At 60.7% G+C, this 16,823-nt stretch carries 19 protein-coding genes; all 19 read left to right on the top strand.

What is annotated here, in order from left to right; all coding sequences use genetic code 11:
• Positions 1–5: 5 nt before the first annotated feature.
• The 19 genes from fliJ (at position 6) to QIW53_RS06875 (ending at position 16,781) form a co-directional block, all read left to right on the top strand.
• A complete protein-coding gene (gene fliJ, locus QIW53_RS06965; RefSeq protein ID WP_371048900.1) occupies positions 6–455 on the top strand; it encodes a flagellar export protein FliJ in 450 nt (149 codons plus the stop codon).
• A 116-nt stretch (positions 456–571) separates the two neighbouring features.
• On the top strand, positions 572–877 hold the full coding sequence (locus QIW53_RS06960) for an STAS domain-containing protein (RefSeq protein WP_371048899.1): 306 nt from the start codon (positions 572–574) through the stop codon (positions 875–877).
• On the top strand, positions 874–2,589 hold the full coding sequence (locus QIW53_RS06955) for an ATP-binding SpoIIE family protein phosphatase (protein WP_371048898.1): 1,716 nt from the start codon (positions 874–876) through the stop codon (positions 2,587–2,589). Before QIW53_RS06960 ends, QIW53_RS06955 begins: the two co-directional genes overlap by 4 nt.
• Positions 2,590–2,619: 30 nt before the next feature.
• Entirely contained in the window at positions 2,620–2,988 is a 369-nt protein-coding gene (locus QIW53_RS06950) for an Hpt domain-containing protein (RefSeq protein ID WP_371048897.1), read from the top strand.
• A gap of 81 nt (positions 2,989–3,069) precedes the next feature.
• Complete coding sequence (locus QIW53_RS06945; protein WP_371048896.1) at positions 3,070–4,452, top strand: flagellar hook-length control protein FliK; 1,383 nt, start codon at positions 3,070–3,072, stop codon at positions 4,450–4,452.
• 193 nt (positions 4,453–4,645) lie between these two features.
• On the top strand, positions 4,646–5,149 hold the full coding sequence (fliL, locus tag QIW53_RS06940) for a flagellar basal body-associated protein FliL (protein WP_371048895.1): 504 nt from the start codon (positions 4,646–4,648) through the stop codon (positions 5,147–5,149).
• Between the two features lie 9 nt (positions 5,150–5,158).
• Positions 5,159–6,127, top strand: a complete 969-nt coding sequence (gene fliM, locus QIW53_RS06935) for a flagellar motor switch protein FliM (protein ID WP_371048894.1) — start codon at positions 5,159–5,161, stop codon at positions 6,125–6,127.
• Between the two features lie 69 nt (positions 6,128–6,196).
• Complete coding sequence (gene fliN / locus QIW53_RS06930) at positions 6,197–6,655, top strand: flagellar motor switch protein FliN (RefSeq protein WP_371048893.1); 459 nt, start codon at positions 6,197–6,199, stop codon at positions 6,653–6,655.
• The gene (fliO, locus tag QIW53_RS06925) at positions 6,656–7,099 is read left to right on the top strand and encodes a flagellar biosynthetic protein FliO (RefSeq protein WP_371048892.1); all 444 of its coding nucleotides are present in this window, start codon (positions 6,656–6,658) and stop codon (positions 7,097–7,099) included. It abuts the gene before it with no gap.
• Positions 7,099–7,857 (top strand): flagellar type III secretion system pore protein FliP, encoded by a 759-nt coding sequence (gene fliP, locus QIW53_RS06920; protein WP_371048891.1) that lies wholly within the window; start codon positions 7,099–7,101, stop codon positions 7,855–7,857. Before fliO ends, fliP begins: the two co-directional genes overlap by 1 nt.
• Positions 7,854–8,123: a flagellar biosynthesis protein FliQ gene (gene fliQ, locus QIW53_RS06915; RefSeq protein ID WP_123465775.1), complete on the top strand. Its 270-nt coding sequence runs from the start codon at positions 7,854–7,856 to the stop codon at positions 8,121–8,123. The genes fliP and fliQ overlap by 4 nt, the downstream gene beginning before the upstream one ends.
• A 3-nt stretch (positions 8,124–8,126) precedes the next feature.
• Entirely contained in the window at positions 8,127–8,912 is a 786-nt protein-coding gene (fliR, locus tag QIW53_RS06910; protein ID WP_371048890.1) for a flagellar biosynthetic protein FliR, read from the top strand.
• 3 nt (positions 8,913–8,915) lie between these two features.
• The gene (gene flhB, locus QIW53_RS06905; protein WP_371048889.1) at positions 8,916–10,055 is read left to right on the top strand and encodes a flagellar biosynthesis protein FlhB; all 1,140 of its coding nucleotides are present in this window, start codon (positions 8,916–8,918) and stop codon (positions 10,053–10,055) included.
• A 225-nt stretch (positions 10,056–10,280) separates the two neighbouring features.
• A complete protein-coding gene (flhA, locus tag QIW53_RS06900; RefSeq protein WP_371048888.1) occupies positions 10,281–12,410 on the top strand; it encodes a flagellar biosynthesis protein FlhA in 2,130 nt (709 codons plus the stop codon).
• Between the two features lie 11 nt (positions 12,411–12,421).
• Positions 12,422–13,750 (top strand): flagellar biosynthesis protein FlhF, encoded by a 1,329-nt coding sequence (gene flhF, locus QIW53_RS06895; protein WP_371048887.1) that lies wholly within the window; start codon positions 12,422–12,424, stop codon positions 13,748–13,750.
• A 113-nt stretch (positions 13,751–13,863) separates the two neighbouring features.
• Positions 13,864–14,694: a flagellar synthesis regulator FleN gene (fleN, locus tag QIW53_RS06890; protein WP_008001746.1), complete on the top strand. Its 831-nt coding sequence runs from the start codon at positions 13,864–13,866 to the stop codon at positions 14,692–14,694.
• A complete protein-coding gene (gene fliA, locus QIW53_RS06885) occupies positions 14,691–15,431 on the top strand; it encodes an RNA polymerase sigma factor FliA (RefSeq protein WP_007894214.1) in 741 nt (246 codons plus the stop codon). Before fleN ends, fliA begins: the two co-directional genes overlap by 4 nt.
• 167 nt (positions 15,432–15,598) lie before the next feature.
• Entirely contained in the window at positions 15,599–15,970 is a 372-nt protein-coding gene (locus tag QIW53_RS06880; RefSeq protein ID WP_003183998.1) for a chemotaxis response regulator CheY, read from the top strand.
• Positions 15,971–15,992: 22 nt separating this feature from the next.
• Complete coding sequence (locus QIW53_RS06875; RefSeq protein WP_192302113.1) at positions 15,993–16,781, top strand: protein phosphatase CheZ; 789 nt, start codon at positions 15,993–15,995, stop codon at positions 16,779–16,781.
• The last annotated feature ends 42 nt before the right edge of the window (positions 16,782–16,823 follow it).

The raw sequence follows: 16,823 nt of genomic DNA, 5'->3' as shown, positions 1-16,823 counted from the left end.
CGGTCATGGCGCAGAGTCGGGCAGGGCGCCTGGCGCCGGTGGTGGAAATGGCCGAAAAGGCCGAAAAAACCGCCGTCCAGCGCCTGGGGTATTTTCAGGGGCAGGTTCGCCTGGCGGAAAGCAAGCTCGCCGACCTCGAGGCCTTCCGCCTCGACTACCAGGAGCAGTGGATCATTCGCGGCAGCAGCGGCGTCTCGGGCCAATGGCTGCTGGGGTATCAGGGCTTTCTTGCGCAACTGGGCGTGGCGATCGATCAACAGCGCCAAAGCCTGGTCTGGCATCAGAACAACCTGAACAAGGGGCGTGAAGCCTGGCAGCAGGCTTACGCCCGGGTCGAAGGGCTGCGCAAGCTGGTGCAACGCTACGCCGATGAGGCCCGGCAACTGGAAGACAAGCGCGAACAGAAACTGCTGGACGAATTGTCCCAGCGCCTGCCGCGGGAAAATCCATATTGAATCAGGCAGACCGCAAAGGCGTAGCCGACGCCGCCATCATCCCGAGCCTTGCCCCGATCTGCGCCAAGTGCTAAACCTTGTACAACGTTGTTCACTAATGACAAGGAAGCCATGCAATGTCAGTTGTGACTGAAGTCTCTCCCGATGGGCAAAAGCTGACAATCTCGATCAAGGGGCGTTTCGATTTCGCCAAGCACCAGGCGTTCAGGGAGTCCTACGAGTACCTCCAGCCAAAGCCCGATTTCTTCGAAGTGAACCTGAAAGACGCTACCTACCTCGACAGTTCGGCACTGGGCATGCTCTTGCTGCTGCGTGACCATGCCGGTGGCGAGAATGCCGATATCAGGTTGACCCACGCCAATGCGGATGTGCGCAAGATTCTCGCCATTTCCAACTTCGAACACATATTTGACGTGGTGTGAGTGCCGTGTATGCCACGCTCGAAGCGCTGACGATCCTGATCGCCGAGGACAGTGCAGCCGATCGCATGTTGCTGTCGAGTATCGTCCGGCGCCAGGGCCACGCAGTGCTCACGGCGGCCAATGGCGCCGAAGCGGTCGACGCGTTTCGCCAGCAACGACCGCAACTGGTGTTGATGGACGCAATGATGCCGGTCATGGACGGGTTCGAAGCGGCGCGACGGATCAAGGAACTGGCCGGGGAAACCCTGGTGCCGATCATCTTTCTGACTTCGCTCAGCGAAAGCGAAGGCCTGGCCCGCTGCCTGGAGGCGGGGGGTGACGACTTTCTGGCTAAGCCCTATAACCAAGTGATTCTGGCCGCCAAAATCAAGGCGATGGACCGTTTGCGCCGGTTGCAGGCCACGGTGCTGGAGCAGCGGGACCAGATCGCCAGGCACCATGATTACCTGCTCAACGAGCAGCGCGTGGCCAAGGCGGTTTTCGACAAGGTCGCCCATTCCGGCTGCCTGAATGCGCCCAACATTCGTTATCTGCAATCGCCTTATGCATTGTTCAACGGCGACTTGCTGCTGGCGGCATTCACGCCTGCTGGCGACATGCATGTACTGCTGGGCGATTTCACTGGCCATGGCCTGCCGGCCGCCGTCGGCGCCATGCCGCTGGCCGAGGTGTTCTACGGCATGACCGCCAAGGGGTACGGCCTGGCGGAAACCCTGCGGGAGATGAATGCCAAGCTCAAGCGCATCCTGCCGGTCGACATGTTCTGTTGCGCGACACTGCTGAACCTGAGTTTCCACCGGCGCTCGGTGGAAGTCTGGAACGGCGGTATGCCCGATGGCTATCTGCACAGCATCGCCAACGATCAGCGCACCCCGCTGAAGGCCCGGCATTTGCCGCTCGGGGTGTTGAGCCCGCAAGCCTTCGATGATCGCACCGAGGTGTATCCGATGGCCTTGGGTGATCGGGTGTTCCTGTTGTCCGACGGGGTCATCGACACCTGCGACGCCCATGAGCACCTGTTTGGCGTGGAGCGCTTGCAGCAGGTATTCGCCGCCAATCGCGATCCGGACCGGCTATTCGAGGACATCGAGCAGGCGTTGCGGGATTTTCGCGGCGAGGCCCGTGACGACGTCAGCATGGTTGAAGTCAGTCTGGTCGAAGCGACTCAATTGAATCCGCCGGCGCCGGTCTACTCCGACAGCGGCCAGTCCTGTCCGCTGGACTGGTCGGTGAGTTTCGAGTTTCGAGCCGCTACCCTCAAGCGTTTCAATCCGCTGCCCTATCTGCTCCAGTTGCTGCTGGAGGTTCACGGTCTGCGTGCGCAAAGCGGAGCGCTGTACAGCGTGCTGGCGGAATTGTATTCCAACGCCCTGGAGCATGGCGTGCTGGGGCTGGACTCAAGCCTCAAGCGCGATGTCTCGGGCTTCACCCGCTATTATCAGGAGCGCAATGCACGTCTGGAGGCGCTCCAGGAGGGGTATGTACGGGTGCATTTGCAGGTCACGCCCAAGGATGAAGGCGGTTGCCTGACGATTCGGGTGGAAGACAGCGGCAAGGGGTTTGATGTCGAGCGGGTGATGGCGCGCCCGCTGGACGGCATCCGTTTGTCGGGGCGTGGGGTAAGCCTGATTCGTCAGTTGGGGCGAAATGCCAACTGGTGCGACGATGGTCGTACCGCCTGCGTGGAGTTTTTCTGGGAGGCTCTGGCATAATCCACGCATTCTTGATCAAGGAGTGAACAAGTGGCTGACACACACCTGAACCGCGACGTGCTCAGTGCGTTGCAAGAGGTCATGGGCGATGAGTATTCGATGTTGCTCGATACCTTCCTGGCCGACTCCGAAGAACGCTTGAGCCAGTTGCACGAGACCGGCGACGCGCAAACCCTGGGTGCCACGGCGCACAGTTTCAAGGGCAGTTGCAGCAACATGGGCGCCACTCGGCTGGCCCAGCTGTGTCATGAACTCGAGCAGCGCAGCAAGCAGCAGCCATTGCAGGGCATCGAGCGGCTGATCGGTGAAATCGATGGCGAGTTCGCCATTATCCGCCCGCTCTATGAAGCGGAACGCCAGCGCTCCCTCAGTGAAAATGCGACCGCCCAGCGTTTTTAACGCGGTACTGTAAAAACTGGCTCAACCCTTGCAGCAATCTCCGTAACTGTACCTACGATTTCAGTGCAGCGGAGACTTTGCATGCCCGTTACCCCCAATATTCTTCTTCAGGCCACCGCGCAGGCCAAGACTCAAGCCGCCTCCGCCAATTCATCGGCGCTGACCGCAGAGCCCGGGGACAAGGCGTCCAGCTTCGCGCAGGTCTACGCCAATCAATCCCAGAACAAGCCCTTTGTCATGGCTGACGGACCGGTGAAACCGGCGCGAGACAAGGCCCCGGAGAAGACCCCGGACAACGCCGGCAAAAAGGACCTGGGCAACAATAAACCTGCCGCCTCGGAGTCAGCGGTTGCCGATAGCGGCAAATCCTTGCCCGCCGAAAAACCGGCACCTGTCGACGACAAGGTGGCCAGCGACGGCGCAGCTGACGCTGATGCGGACGCGGCCACGCCGACGGTGGCGGATACCGCGCCGGTCGATCCGGCTCTCGATCCCGCCTTGCTGCCGGTGATACAGCCAGTGGTCACGGAGCCTGCACCGCAGGCGGCACCGGTGGTTGCCACCGTGCAGCCGCAGGTCGAAGCGCCTGTTGCTTCTGCCGTGGTCACCACGCCGCCAGCCGTTGCCGCTGACAGCGATTTCGATCCGGAAGCCGACCCGCTGGACGCGCTGCCGGCCGTGCGTATGGCCATGGAGCAGGGTGGTCATATTTCGGCCGCCAGTCAGGCACAGCCCAAGGCGGCGCCGACATCCGCCCAGGCCCAGGCCGACGGTGAACCGACGTCGGCACAGAACTTCGCCGCCGGCATGGCGAGCATGCTCGATGTGCAGGCCGACAAGGACAGCACCAGTCAGGGCGGAGAGAAAGCGTTTGGCGGGCTGATCAGTGACGGCCTCAAGGACCTGAAGTCCGCCAGCAGCGATACCCGTGTCGACGACTTCGCCAACCGTCTGGCGGCGCTGACCCAGGCCGCTACGCCAAAGACCGCCAATGCCTTGCCGGTGAATCAGCCGATCGCCATGCATCAGAACGGCTGGACCGAAGAAGTGGTGAATCGGGTCATGTACCTGTCCAGCGCCAATCTCAAGGCGGCCGATATCCAGTTGCAGCCGGCCGAGCTGGGGCGGCTGGATATTCGCGTGAACATGGTTCCGGACCAGCAGACCCAGGTGACCTTCATGAGTGCTCATCCAAGCGTTCGCGAGGCGCTGGACGGGCAAATCCATCGCCTGCGCGACATGTTCGCGCAGCAGGGCATGGGGCAGGTCGACGTCAACGTCTCCGACCAGTCTCGCGGTTCGCAGCAAGGTCAGGAGCAGGCTCAACAGAGTCAGAGCGGCCGGACCAATGCCAGCGGTGGCCGGCTTGACGTGCCAGAGGATGAACTCGCCTCCGGCATCGCTGAAGCCGCCGCCACGGCGACCAGCGTGATCGGCACCAGCGCGGTCGATTACTACGCCTGAACTGATTCACTCCTTCCTTGTGGGAGCGGGCTTGCTCGCGAATGCAATCTGTCAGGCATCGAAGTGGTGTCTGACAGGACGCAATCGCGAGCAAGCCCGCTCCCACAATCATTTATGGTGAGCGTTCTGGCATAACACTTGCTCTCACCCATCCGTGCGACTGTGAACCCCCGAATAGTGACGGATTATTGGCATGGCGAAGAGCGAAGCTGCAGCAGTAAAAGACCCCGCAACCAAAGGCAAACTCAAGCTGATCATCGTGGGCGTAGTGGCCTTTCTGCTGGCGATCGGTTTGTCGGTGGGTGCCACCTGGTACTTCATGCACGGCGCTCAGAGCAAGCCTGAAGCCCCGGTCGATGCAGCGCCGGTCGGCAAGCAAGCGGCTGTTTTCGAGGCCATGGCCCCCGCCTTCGTCGCCAACTACAACCAGAATGGTCGTCAGCGCTACATGCAGGTCAGCATCACCATGCAGGCTCGCAGCCAGGCCGATCTGGATGCGCTCAAAGTGCACATGCCGGTCATCCGCAACAACCTGGTCATGCTGTTCTCCGGACAGGACTTCGCCACCCTGGCGTCGCCCGTGGGTCAGGAAATGCTGCGCCAGAAGGCCACGGCCAGCGTCCAGGAAGTGGCGCAGAAAGAGCTCGGCAAAGTAGTCATCGAACAGTTGCTTTTCACCAATTTCGTACTGCAGTAGGAACACGACATGGCCGTGCAGGACCTGCTGTCCCAGGATGAAATCGACGCGCTGCTGCATGGCGTCGACGATGGTCTGGTACAGACCGATACCGCTGCCGACCCCGGCAGCGTCAAAAGCTACGACCTGACCAGCCAGGATCGCATCGTCCGTGGACGCATGCCGACCCTGGAAATGATCAACGAGCGTTTTGCCCGCTACACGCGCATCAGCATGTTCAACATGCTGCGTCGCTCGGCGGACGTGGCGGTCGGCGGCGTGCAGGTGATGAAGTTCGGCGAATACGTGCACTCGCTGTACGTGCCGACCAGCCTCAACCTGGTCAAGATCAAACCCTTGCGCGGCACGGCGTTGTTCATTCTCGATGCCAAGCTGGTGTTCAAGCTGGTGGACAACTTCTTCGGCGGCGACGGCCGCCACGCGAAGATCGAAGGGCGTGAGTTCACCCCGACCGAACTGCGTGTGGTGCGCATGGTGCTGGAGCAGGCCTTCGTCGATCTGAAGGAAGCCTGGCAAGCGATCATGGAAGTGAACTTCGAGTACATCAACTCGGAAGTGAACCCGGCCATGGCCAACATCGTCGGCCCGAGCGAGGCCATTGTGGTGTCGACCTTCCACATCGAACTCGATGGCGGTGGCGGCGACCTGCACGTGACCATGCCGTACTCGATGATCGAGCCGGTGCGGGAAATGCTCGACGCCGGCTTCCAGTCGGACCTCGACGACCAGGACGAGCGCTGGGTCAACGCCTTGCGTCAGGACGTGCTGGATGTCGATGTGCCGATCGGCGCCACGGTTGCCCGTCGCCAGTTGAAGTTGCGCGACATCCTGCACATGCAGCCGGGGGACGTCATCCCGGTGGAAATGCCCGAAGACATGATCATGCGCGCCAATGGCGTGCCGGCCTTCAAGGTCAAGATGGGCTCGCACAAAGGCAACCTCGCCTTGCAAGTGATCGAGCCGATCGAGCGTCGTTGAGCGGCGCGCCAACCTATTCGCGATTAACTGACGGCAACCCGCTCAAGGGTTGCCTGCCGAGGACACATGATGGCTGACGAGATGAATACCCAGGACGACCAGGCACTGGCTGATGAATGGGCTGCTGCCCTGGAAGAAACTGGTGAAGGCGGTCAGGACGACATCGATGCGCTGCTGGCTGCCGACGCTGCCACCTCGTCTTCGAACCGTATGCCGATGGAAGAGTTCGGCAGCGTGCCGAAGAACAACGACCCGGTGAGCCTGGAAGGCCCGAACCTGGACGTTATCCTCGACATTCCGGTGTCGATCTCCATGGAAGTCGGCAGCACCGACATCAACATCCGCAACCTGCTGCAGCTCAACCAGGGCTCGGTGATCGAGCTGGACCGCCTGGCCGGTGAACCGCTGGACGTGCTGGTCAACGGCACGTTGATCGCCCATGGCGAAGTGGTGGTGGTCAACGAGAAGTTCGGCATCCGCCTGACCGACGTGATCAGCCCAAGCGAACGCATCAAGAAGCTGCGCTGAGTGAAAACGGTTCTGGGTTTCCTGCTGTCGCTGGCGCTGTCGGGTGCTGCCCTGGCGGCCGAGCCGGCGGCGACCGCTGTCGCTGCACCTGCCGTCAGCGGTGGTGTGGCCGGGCAACTGACGCAACTGGTGCTCGGTCTGCTGCTGGTGCTGGGGTTGATCTTCCTCCTGGCCTGGCTGTTGCGCCGGGTTCAGCAGGCCGGGCCGGCCGGCAAAGGGCAGGTGATCGAGCTGATCGGCTCGCGCGCACTGGGTCCGCGAGACCGCCTGATGCTGGTCCAGGTCGGCAACGAGCAGATCCTGCTCGGGTTGAGCCCCGGCACCATCACTGCGTTGCACGTGCTCAAGGAGCCGGTGCAAGTGCCGGTCACCGAGAAAGCCACCCCGGAATTTGCCCAGCGTCTGCTGGAACTGATGGGCAAGGATCAGAAGGATAAGAAGTAATGGGTGCGCTACGCATCGTGTTGACGCTGGCCCTGATGCTGGCTGCGCCGCTGGCCTTCGCTGCGGATCCGTTGTCGATTCCGGCCATCACCCTGGGCACCAATGCCGAGGGTGCGCAGGAGTATTCGGTCAGTCTGCAGATCCTGCTGATCATGACCGCGCTGAGTTTCATCCCGGCGTTCGTCATGCTGATGACCAGTTTCACCCGGATCATCATCGTCTTCTCGATCCTGCGTCAGGCCCTGGGTCTGCAGCAGACGCCGTCGAACCAGATCCTCACCGGCATGGCGCTGTTCCTGACCCTGTTCATCATGGCGCCGGTGTTCGACCGGGTGAACCAGGATGCCTTGCAACCCTACCTGGCGGAAAAACTCACGGCGCAGGATGCGGTGGCCAAGGCCCAGGTGCCGATCAAGGACTTCATGCTCGCCCAGACTCGCAGCAGCGACCTGGAGCTGTTCATGCGCCTGTCCAAGCGCACGGATATCGCGACGCCGGATCAGGCGCCGCTGACCATCCTGGTGCCGGCGTTCGTCACGTCTGAGCTGAAAACCGCGTTCCAGATCGGCTTCATGATCTTCATTCCGTTCCTGATCATCGACATGGTGGTCGCCAGTGTGCTGATGGCCATGGGTATGATGATGCTCTCGCCGCTGATCATTTCCCTGCCGTTCAAGATCATGCTGTTCGTGCTGGTGGATGGCTGGGCGTTGATCATCGGCACGTTGGCGAGCAGCTTCGGCGGTGTTTCGCCATGACGCCGGAAGTCGCGGTCGACATCTTTCGTGAAGCGTTGTGGCTGACTACCTTGATGGTGGCGGTGTTGGTCATTCCCAGTCTGCTGGTCGGCCTGCTGGTGGCGATGTTCCAGGCCGCCACCCAGATCAACGAACAGACCCTGAGCTTTCTGCCGCGCCTGCTGGTGATGCTGGTGACTTTGATCGTTGCCGGCCCGTGGCTGGTGCAGACCTTCATGGAATACATCATTCAGCTGTACCACAACATTCCGATGGTCATCGGTTAAGCCATGACGTCGCTGCTGCAACTGACCGATGCCCAGATCAGTACCTGGGTGGCGACGTTCATGTTGCCGTTGTTTCGTGTCGGCTCACTCTTGATGGTCATGCCGATCTTCGGAACCAAGATGGTTCCCACTCGTGTGCGCCTGTACTTCGCGCTGGCGATTACCTTCGTGATCGTTCCCGGGTTGCCGCCCATGCCGGTGGTCAATCCTCTTGACTTGAGTGGCCTGTTGTTGATCGCCGAACAGATCCTCGTGGGCGCCGTGCTCGGGTTCGCCATGCAGCTGTTTTTTCAGGCATTTGTCGTGGCGGGCCAAATTGTCGCGATACAGATGGGGTTTGCGTTTGCTTCCATGGTCGACCCGACCAATGGTGTGTCAGTGGCCGTCATTGGACAATTCTTCACCATGCTGGTGACGTTGATGTTCCTGTCCATGAATGGCCACCTGGTGGTGTTCGAAGTCCTGACCGAAAGTTTCACCACCTTGCCGGTCGGCAGCGGCTTGATGGTCAACCATTTCTGGTCGCTGGCCGGGAAGCTCGGCTGGGTCCTGGCCGCCGCGTTGATGCTGGTGCTGCCGGCGATCACCGCGCTGCTGGTGGTCAACATCGCGTTTGGCATCATGACCCGGGCCGCGCCGCAGTTGAACATCTTCTCCATCGGTTTTCCGCTGACCCTGGTGCTCGGTCTGTTCATTGTCTGGGTCGGCCTGGCGGACATCCTCAATCAGTATCAACCGCTGGCCTCCGAGGCCCTGCAGTTTTTACGCGAACTGGCACGGGTGCGCTGAGTCATGGCAGAGAGCGAAAGCGGTCAGGACAAGACAGAAGACCCCACGGAGAAAAAGAAAAGGGACGCCCGCGAAAAAGGTGAGATCGTCCGCTCCAAGGAGTTGAATACGCTGGCGATCATGCTTGTCGGCTCCTCTGCGCTGTTGATCTTTGGCGGTGCCCTGGCGCAAGACTTGATGGAGTTGATGCGACAGAATTTCACCCTGTCGCGGGAAGTCATCCTCGATCAGCGCTCAATGAGCACGTACCTGATGAGCTCGGGGCTCGGCGCACTGCTGGCCATTCAACCGATCATGATCAGCCTGGTGCTCGCGGCGCTGATAGGGCCCATATCGCTGGGGGGGTGGTTGTTCGCCGCAGGTTCTCTGGCGCCGAAATTCAGCCGGATGAACCCCTTGGCGGGCCTCAAACGGATGTTTTCGGTCAAGGCCCTGGTTGAGTTGCTCAAGGCCTTTGCGAAATTCCTGATCATCCTGATCGTTGCCCTGACCGTGTTGTCTTCAGACATCGATGATCTCATGCGAATCGCCCATGAGCCGATGGAGATGGCCATCATCCACTGCCTGCAAGTGGTGGGCTGGAGCACGTTGTGGATGTCATGCGGGCTGATCATCATTGCTGCGGTGGACGTACCGGTGCAGCTCTGGGAAGGCCACAAGAAACTGCTGATGACCAAGCAGGAAGTGCGTGACGAGCACAAGGACCAGGAGGGTCGGCCGGAGGTCAAGCAGCGGATTCGCCAGTTGCAGCGCGAGATGTCCCAGCGGCGCATGATGGCGGCGATTCCCGAGGCCGACGTGGTCATCACCAACCCGACCCACTACGCGGTAGCACTCAAGTACGATCCGGACAAGGGCAGCGCACCGGTGCTGCTGGCCAAGGGCAGCGACTTCCTGGCCTTGAAGATCCGGGAAATCGCGGTGGCCAACAACGTGATGTTGCTGGAGTCTCCGGCGCTGGCGCGGTCGATCTATTACTCCACCGAGCTCGAGCAGGAAATTCCCGGCGGCCTCTACCTCGCTGTCGCCCAGGTGTTGGCGTATGTCTATCAGATTCGCCAGTACAAGGCGGGCAAGGGCAAGCGGCCGGATCCGTTGAAGGATGATCTGCCGATTCCGCCGGATCTGCGACGAGACTCCTGACACTCTGACATCCCCCTCTCTGTAGGAGCGAGCTTGCTCGCGATGCGATGTGTCAGGCGACGTATGTATTAACCGGCACGCCATCATCGCGAGCAAGCTCGCTCCTGCAGGTATCAGCTACCCCTCTATTCCCGCGTTCTGCAAAAGTTGGACAGCTTCTTGCAGTAGCCGCCGTGCGCCAGCTTCAGGCGTCAAAAGTTTGCTTTAAAGGAACGGGGAAAACCGGTGGATCGCACTCAGTTACTCAGCACTGCTCGCACGAACATGGCAGACCTCAGTCGGGGCAATCTGGGCGTGCCGCTGTTGCTGCTGATCATGCTGGCCATGATGATGTTGCCGGTGCCACCGTTCCTGCTGGACGTGTTCTTCACGTTCAACATTGCGTTGTCGATCGTGGTCCTGCTGGTGTGCGTCTATGCCTTGCGACCGCTTGATTTCGCGGTGTTCCCAACGATCCTGCTGGTGGCAACACTGCTGCGTCTGGCGTTGAACGTGGCTTCAACGCGGGTGGTCATGCTCCACGGCCAGGACGGTCATGCCGCGGCGGGCAAGGTGATCCAGGCGTTCGGCGAGGTGGTGATCGGCGGTAACTATGTCGTAGGTATCGTGGTCTTCGCGATCCTGATGATCATCAACTTCGTCGTGGTGACCAAGGGTGCCGGGCGGATTTCCGAGGTGAGCGCGCGTTTCACCCTCGATGCGATGCCCGGCAAACAAATGGCAATCGACGCCGACCTGAACGCCGGCCTGATCGATCAGCCCCAGGCCAAGGCCCGCCGCGCGGAAGTGGCCCAGGAAGCCGAGTTCTACGGCTCCATGGACGGTGCCAGCAAATTCGTGCGCGGTGACGCCATTGCCGGCCTGCTGATTCTGTTCATCAACCTGATCGGCGGCATGGCGGTGGGCATCTTCCAGCATGGCATGACCTTCGGCGACGCCGGCCGGGTTTACGCCCTGTTGACCATTGGTGACGGTTTGGTGGCGCAATTGCCATCACTGTTGTTATCCACAGCGGCGGCGATCATGGTGACCCGTGCTTCCGGTTCGGAAGACATGGGCAAGCAGATCAATCGCCAGATGTTCGCCTCGCCGAAAGCCCTCGCGGTTGCAGCCGGTTTGATGGCGGTGATGGGCTTGGTGCCCGGCATGCCGCACGTGTCCTTCCTGAGCATGGCGGCCCTGGCCGCAGGCGGTGCCTACCTGTTCTGGAAGCGGCAGAACGCCGTCAAGGTCCAGGCCCTGCAAGAGGTCAAGCGCCAGCAGGAACTGCTGCCATCGCCGGCCCGTGCCATGGAAACGAAAGAGCTGGGCTGGGACGACGTCACGCCCATCGACATGATCGGCCTGGAAGTCGGTTATCGCCTGATTCCGCTGGTGGATCGCAACCAGGGTGGGCAACTGCTGGCGCGGATCAAGGGCGTGCGCAAGAAGCTCTCCCAGGATCTCGGGTTCCTGATGCCGACCGTGCACATCCGTGACAACCTCGACCTGGCACCCAGCGCCTACCGCTTGACCCTGATGGGCGTCATCCTCGCGGAGGCGGAGATTTACCCGGATCGCGAGCTCGCGATCAACCCCGGCCAGGTCTACGGCACGCTCAACGGCATCAACGCCAAAGATCCGGCTTTCGGGCTGGAGGCGGTCTGGATCGAAATCAGCCAGCGTGCGCAGGCGCAATCACTGGGTTATACCGTGGTCGATGCCAGTACCGTCGTGGCCACTCACCTGAACCAGATTCTGTACAAGCACTCCAGTGAGCTGATCGGTCACGAGGAAGTGCAGCAACTCATGCAATTGCTGGCCAAAAGCTCGCCGAAACTGGCCGAGGAACTGGTGCCGGGCGTGGTGTCGCTGTCGCAGTTGCTCAAGGTTCTCCAGGCGTTGCTGGCCGAACAGGTGCCGGTGCGTGATATTCGCAGCATCGCCGAAGCCATCGCGAACAACGCCGCCAAGAGTCAAGATACTGCCGCGCTGGTTGCCGCCGTGCGGGTCGGCGTATCCCGCGCAATCGTCCAAAGCATTGTAGGGACTGAGTCCGAGCTGCCAGTCATCACGCTGGAGCCAAGGTTGGAACAAATTTTGCTCAATAGTCTGCAGAAGGCAGGACAAGGCTCGGAAGAGGGCGTACTGCTGGAGCCAAGCATGGCTGAGAAGCTGCAGCGCTCGTTGATCGAAGCGGCGCAGCGTCAGGAAATGCAAGGTCAACCGGTCATCCTGCTGGTGGCCGGCCCGGTCCGCGCGATGCTGTCGCGATTCGGCCGGCTGGCAGTGCCCGGATTGCATGTGTTGGCTTATCAGGAAATCCCTGACAACAAGCAAGTGACCATCGTTGCGACAGTAGGGCCCAATGGCTGAGGTAGTGGTTTATGCAAGTTAAGCGTTTTTTCGCCGCCGATATGCGCCAGGCCATGAAACTGGTTCGTGACGAGCTGGGCGCCGAGGCCGCCATTATCGGCAACCGCCGGATCGCCGGTGGTGTCGAACTCACGGCTGCCCTGGATTACAAGCTGTCGGCGCTGGCCCCTCGCGTTCCGAACATGGAGCTCGAGGATGAGCTGCGCAAGACCCAGTCGCGGATCGTCAGCGCCCAGGCCGAGTTGAGCCTGCGCAGCGAAGGCGAGAGCGACAACGCGACCAATCGCCAACTGTTCGCCGGCCTGCCGCTGACCGCTGCCGAGCCGCTGATCGAACCGACCTACTCCGAGCCGCGTCGTGCCGCACCCGCCCCGGCGCCTGCGCCTGCCGGTGTTGACCCGAGGGCGCTGGAATCGATGCGTTTCGAGCTCAACAGCCTGCGCGAGCTGATGGAAGTCCAGCTCGGCTCGCTGGCCTGGAGCCAGATGCAGGGCAATGCCCCGGCCCAGGCCAATCTCTGGCGTCGCCTGCAGCGCATCGGTTTGTCCGGCCCGCTGTCCCGCGACCTGCTGGCAATGATTACCGACGTCGAAGAACCTCGCCAGGCCTGGCGCATGCTGCTGGCACACCTGGCGCGGATGATCAGCACCCCGGAAGTCGAACCGCTGGAAGAAGGGGGGGTGATTGCGATGGTGGGTCCTGCCGGTATGGGCAAGACCACCACCCTGGCCAAGCTCGCTGCCCGCTACGTGCTCAAGTACGGCGCGCAGAGCATTGCACTGGTCAGCATGGACAGCTACCGCATCGGCGCCCAGGAACAACTCAAGACCCTTGGGCGGATTCTCAATGTGTCGGTGACCCATGTCGATCCGGGCCAGTCCCTGGTGCAGGCGCTGGACCCACTGTTGCGCAAGCGCGTGGTGCTGATCGACACCGCAGGCCTCCAGGCCAGCGATCCGGCCCTGCGCATGCAGCTCGAAAGCCTGGCCGGTCGTGGCATCCGCTCAAAAAATTACCTGGTATTGGCAACCACCAGCCAAAAACAGGTTCTAACGGCCGCTTATCACAGTTACAAGCGTTGCGGGCTCGCTGGCTGCATCCTGACTAAACTGGATGAAACGGCAAGCCTGGGCGAAGTGTTGAGCCTGGCGATTGGTCATGAATTGCCGGTGGCTTACCTGACCGACGGCCCGCGGATTCCGGATGACCTGCATCTGCCGCGTCGTCATCAACTGGTCAGTCGCGCCGTGAGTGTGCAAATGCAGGAAGAACCCAGCGAAGAAGCCATGGCTGACATGTTCGCTGATATCTACCACAGCCCGACCAAGCAGGTCGGCTGAGGTAATGAACATTTTTTGTACCTACATCGATGGTCTGCCAGGCATTGTTCCGTTTGCGAACGCGCAGCCAGTAATGTGGCCTCCGTCTATGCAAGACAAGGTAATGAAATAACATGGGCAGCATGCATCCCGTACAGGTGATCGCGGTGACCGGCGGCAAAGGTGGCGTCGGGAAGACTAACGTGTCAGTGAACTTGTCCCTGGCCCTGGCTGAGCTTGGCCGGCGCGTCATGCTGCTGGACGCTGACCTGGGTCTGGCAAATGTCGACGTCCTGCTGGGCTTGACCCCCAAACGCACCCTGGCCGACGTGATCGAAGGCCGCTGTGAGCTGCGCGACGTATTGTTGCAAGGCCCCGGTGGCATCCGCATCGTTCCGGCGGCTTCCGGTACCCAGAGCATGGTGCATCTGAGTCCGGCCCAGCATGCCGGCCTGATCCAGGCATTCAGCGATATCGGCGACAACCTCGATGTGCTGGTGATCGACACCGCTGCGGGTATTGGTGACTCGGTAGTCAGTTTCGTGCGCGCCGCGCAGGAAGTGCTGTTGGTTGTCTGCGACGAGCCGACCTCGATCACCGATGCCTACGCGCTGATCAAACTGCTGAACCGCGACTACGGCATGAACCGCTTCCGCGTCCTGGCCAACATGGCCCAGAGCCCGCAGGAAGGGCGCAACCTGTTCGCCAAGTTGACCAAGGTCACGGACCGCTTCCTCGATGTCGCTCTACAGTACGTCGGCGCGGTGCCCTACGACGAAAGCGTGCGCAAGGCGGTGCAGAAGCAGCGCGCCGTGTATGAAGCCTTCCCGCGTTCCAAGTGCTCACTGGCCTTCAAGGCCATCGCACAAAAGGTCGATACCTGGCCGCTGCCCGCCAATCCGCGTGGGCACCTGGAGTTTTTCGTCGAGCGCCTCGTGCAACAAACGGCAGGACCCGTGCTATGACAGCCAGCGGTTACAACCTCTACAAGAAGTCGGCGCGTGACGCGCAGTACGAGCTGATCGAGCGTTACGCGCCACTGGTCAAACGCATTGCCTATCACTTGCTGGCGCGTTTGCCGGCAAGTGTCCAGGTCGAAGACCTGATCCAGGCCGGGATGATCGGCCTGCTCGAAGTGTCGACCAAATACGACGCCAGCAAAGGCGCCAGTTTCGAGACGTACGCGGGCATTCGAATCCGCGGCGCCATGCTTGATGAAGTGCGCAAGGGGGACTGGGCGCCACGTTCCGTCCACCGCAATACCCGCATGGTCAGCGACGCCATTCGCTCGATTGAAGCTAAAACCGGTCGTGACGCTAAAGATCATGAGGTTGCGGCCGAACTCCAATTGAGTCTCGATGATTATTACGGGATTTTGAACGACACCCTGGGCAGCCGGTTATTCAGTTTCGACGATCTGTTGCAGGACGGCGAGCACGAAGGGCTGCATGAGGATGGCGCGAGTGCTCATCTCGAGCCGTCACGCGACCTGGAAGATGAACGTTTCCAGGCAGCGCTGGCGGACGCGATTGCCAATTTGCCGGAGCGCGAGCGACTGGTGTTGGCGCTGTACTACGACGAAGAGTTGAATCTCAAGGAAATCGGTGAAGTCCTGGGGGTCAGTGAATCTCGGGTCAGCCAGTTACACAGCCAGTGCGCGGCCCGTTTGCGGGGGCGTTTGGGGGAGTGGCGAGCGCGCTGAAGGCAGTGTGGGGACACTGCGAACGTGGCTGGTGTGGAATTGAACCACGCCGGTCTCGATCTGTTGTGCTCCAGACAGTCATTGAGTGCTCTGCCGAATTGATTGAAATGGCGCGTCCAGGTGCTGGGCGCGTTTAAGACTGCTTGGAGGTCGAATTGGACAAGAACATGAAAATCCTCATCGTTGATGACTTCTCAACGATGCGGCGGATCATCAAGAACCTGTTGCGTGACCTTGGGTTCACCAACACGGTCGAGGCGGATGATGGCACCACTGCCATTCCGGTCCTCAACAGCGGCAGCATCGACTTTCTGGTGACCGACTGGAACATGCCCGGCATGACCGGTATCGATCTGCTGCGCCATGTGCGCGCCGACGAAAAACTCAAGCACCTGCCAGTCCTGATGGTGACGGCTGAAGCCAAGCGCGAGCAGATCATCGAAGCGGCCCAGGCCGGTGTAAACGGTTATGTGGTCAAACCCTTCACGGCCCAGGCGTTGAAAGAAAAAATCGAGAAGATTTTCGAACGCATCGGTTGAGTCACGGCGCCACGGGGGAGCTATGGACCACAAAGAATCTTCACAGGGCGACTTCGAGTCGACCCTGAAAAAACATGCGGTCGAACTGGTCGAAAGCCTTGAAAAAGGCAAGTTCGGCGACGCGGTGCAACTGATCCATGAGCTCAATCAGACCCGTGACCGCGGCCTGTATCAGGAAGTGGGCAAGCTGACCCGCGAGTTGCACAGCGCGATCGTCAATTTCCAGATCGATCCGCACATGCCACAAGCCGAGGAAGTGTCCCAGATCACGGATGCGACCGAACGCCTGGGGTATGTTGTCAAGCTGACAGAGGCCGCTGCCAACCGCACCATGGATCTGGTCGAGAGCTCCACGCCGCTGGTCAACAGCCTGGGCGATGAAGCCCAGGCGCTGAGCACCGACTGGGGACGCTTCATGCGCCGCGAAGTCGGGGCCGAGGAGTTCCGCGAGCTGGCACGGCGTGTCGACGGTTTTCTGGCACGCAGCAGCACGGACAATCGGGCGGTGTCGAGCAACCTCAACGACATCCTGCTCGCGCAGGATTACCAGGACCTCACCGGTCAGGTGATCAAGCGTGTCACGCAATTGGTGACCGAAGTTGAAGCCAACCTGCTCAAGCTCGTACTCATGGCCAGTCAGGTGGACCGCTTTGCGGGCATCGAACACGACCGTGAAGCGATGCTTGCAGAAAAAGATCCACAAAAACATCTCTCTCAGGGTGAAGGTCCGCAGATTCATGCCGATAAAAGAGAAGACGTTGTGTCCGGTCAGGACGACGTGGACGATTTGTTATCCAGCCTGGGCTTTTAAGATTCAGGCCATTTAGGTTTTTGGGTTTTTAGACCTGTAGGA

It is taken from the genome of Pseudomonas fluorescens, assembly GCF_041354075.1.
Taxonomy (GTDB): domain Bacteria; phylum Pseudomonadota; class Gammaproteobacteria; order Pseudomonadales; family Pseudomonadaceae; genus Aquipseudomonas; species Aquipseudomonas fluorescens_CE.
This window is presented reverse-complemented; position numbering and strand designations above follow the sequence as displayed.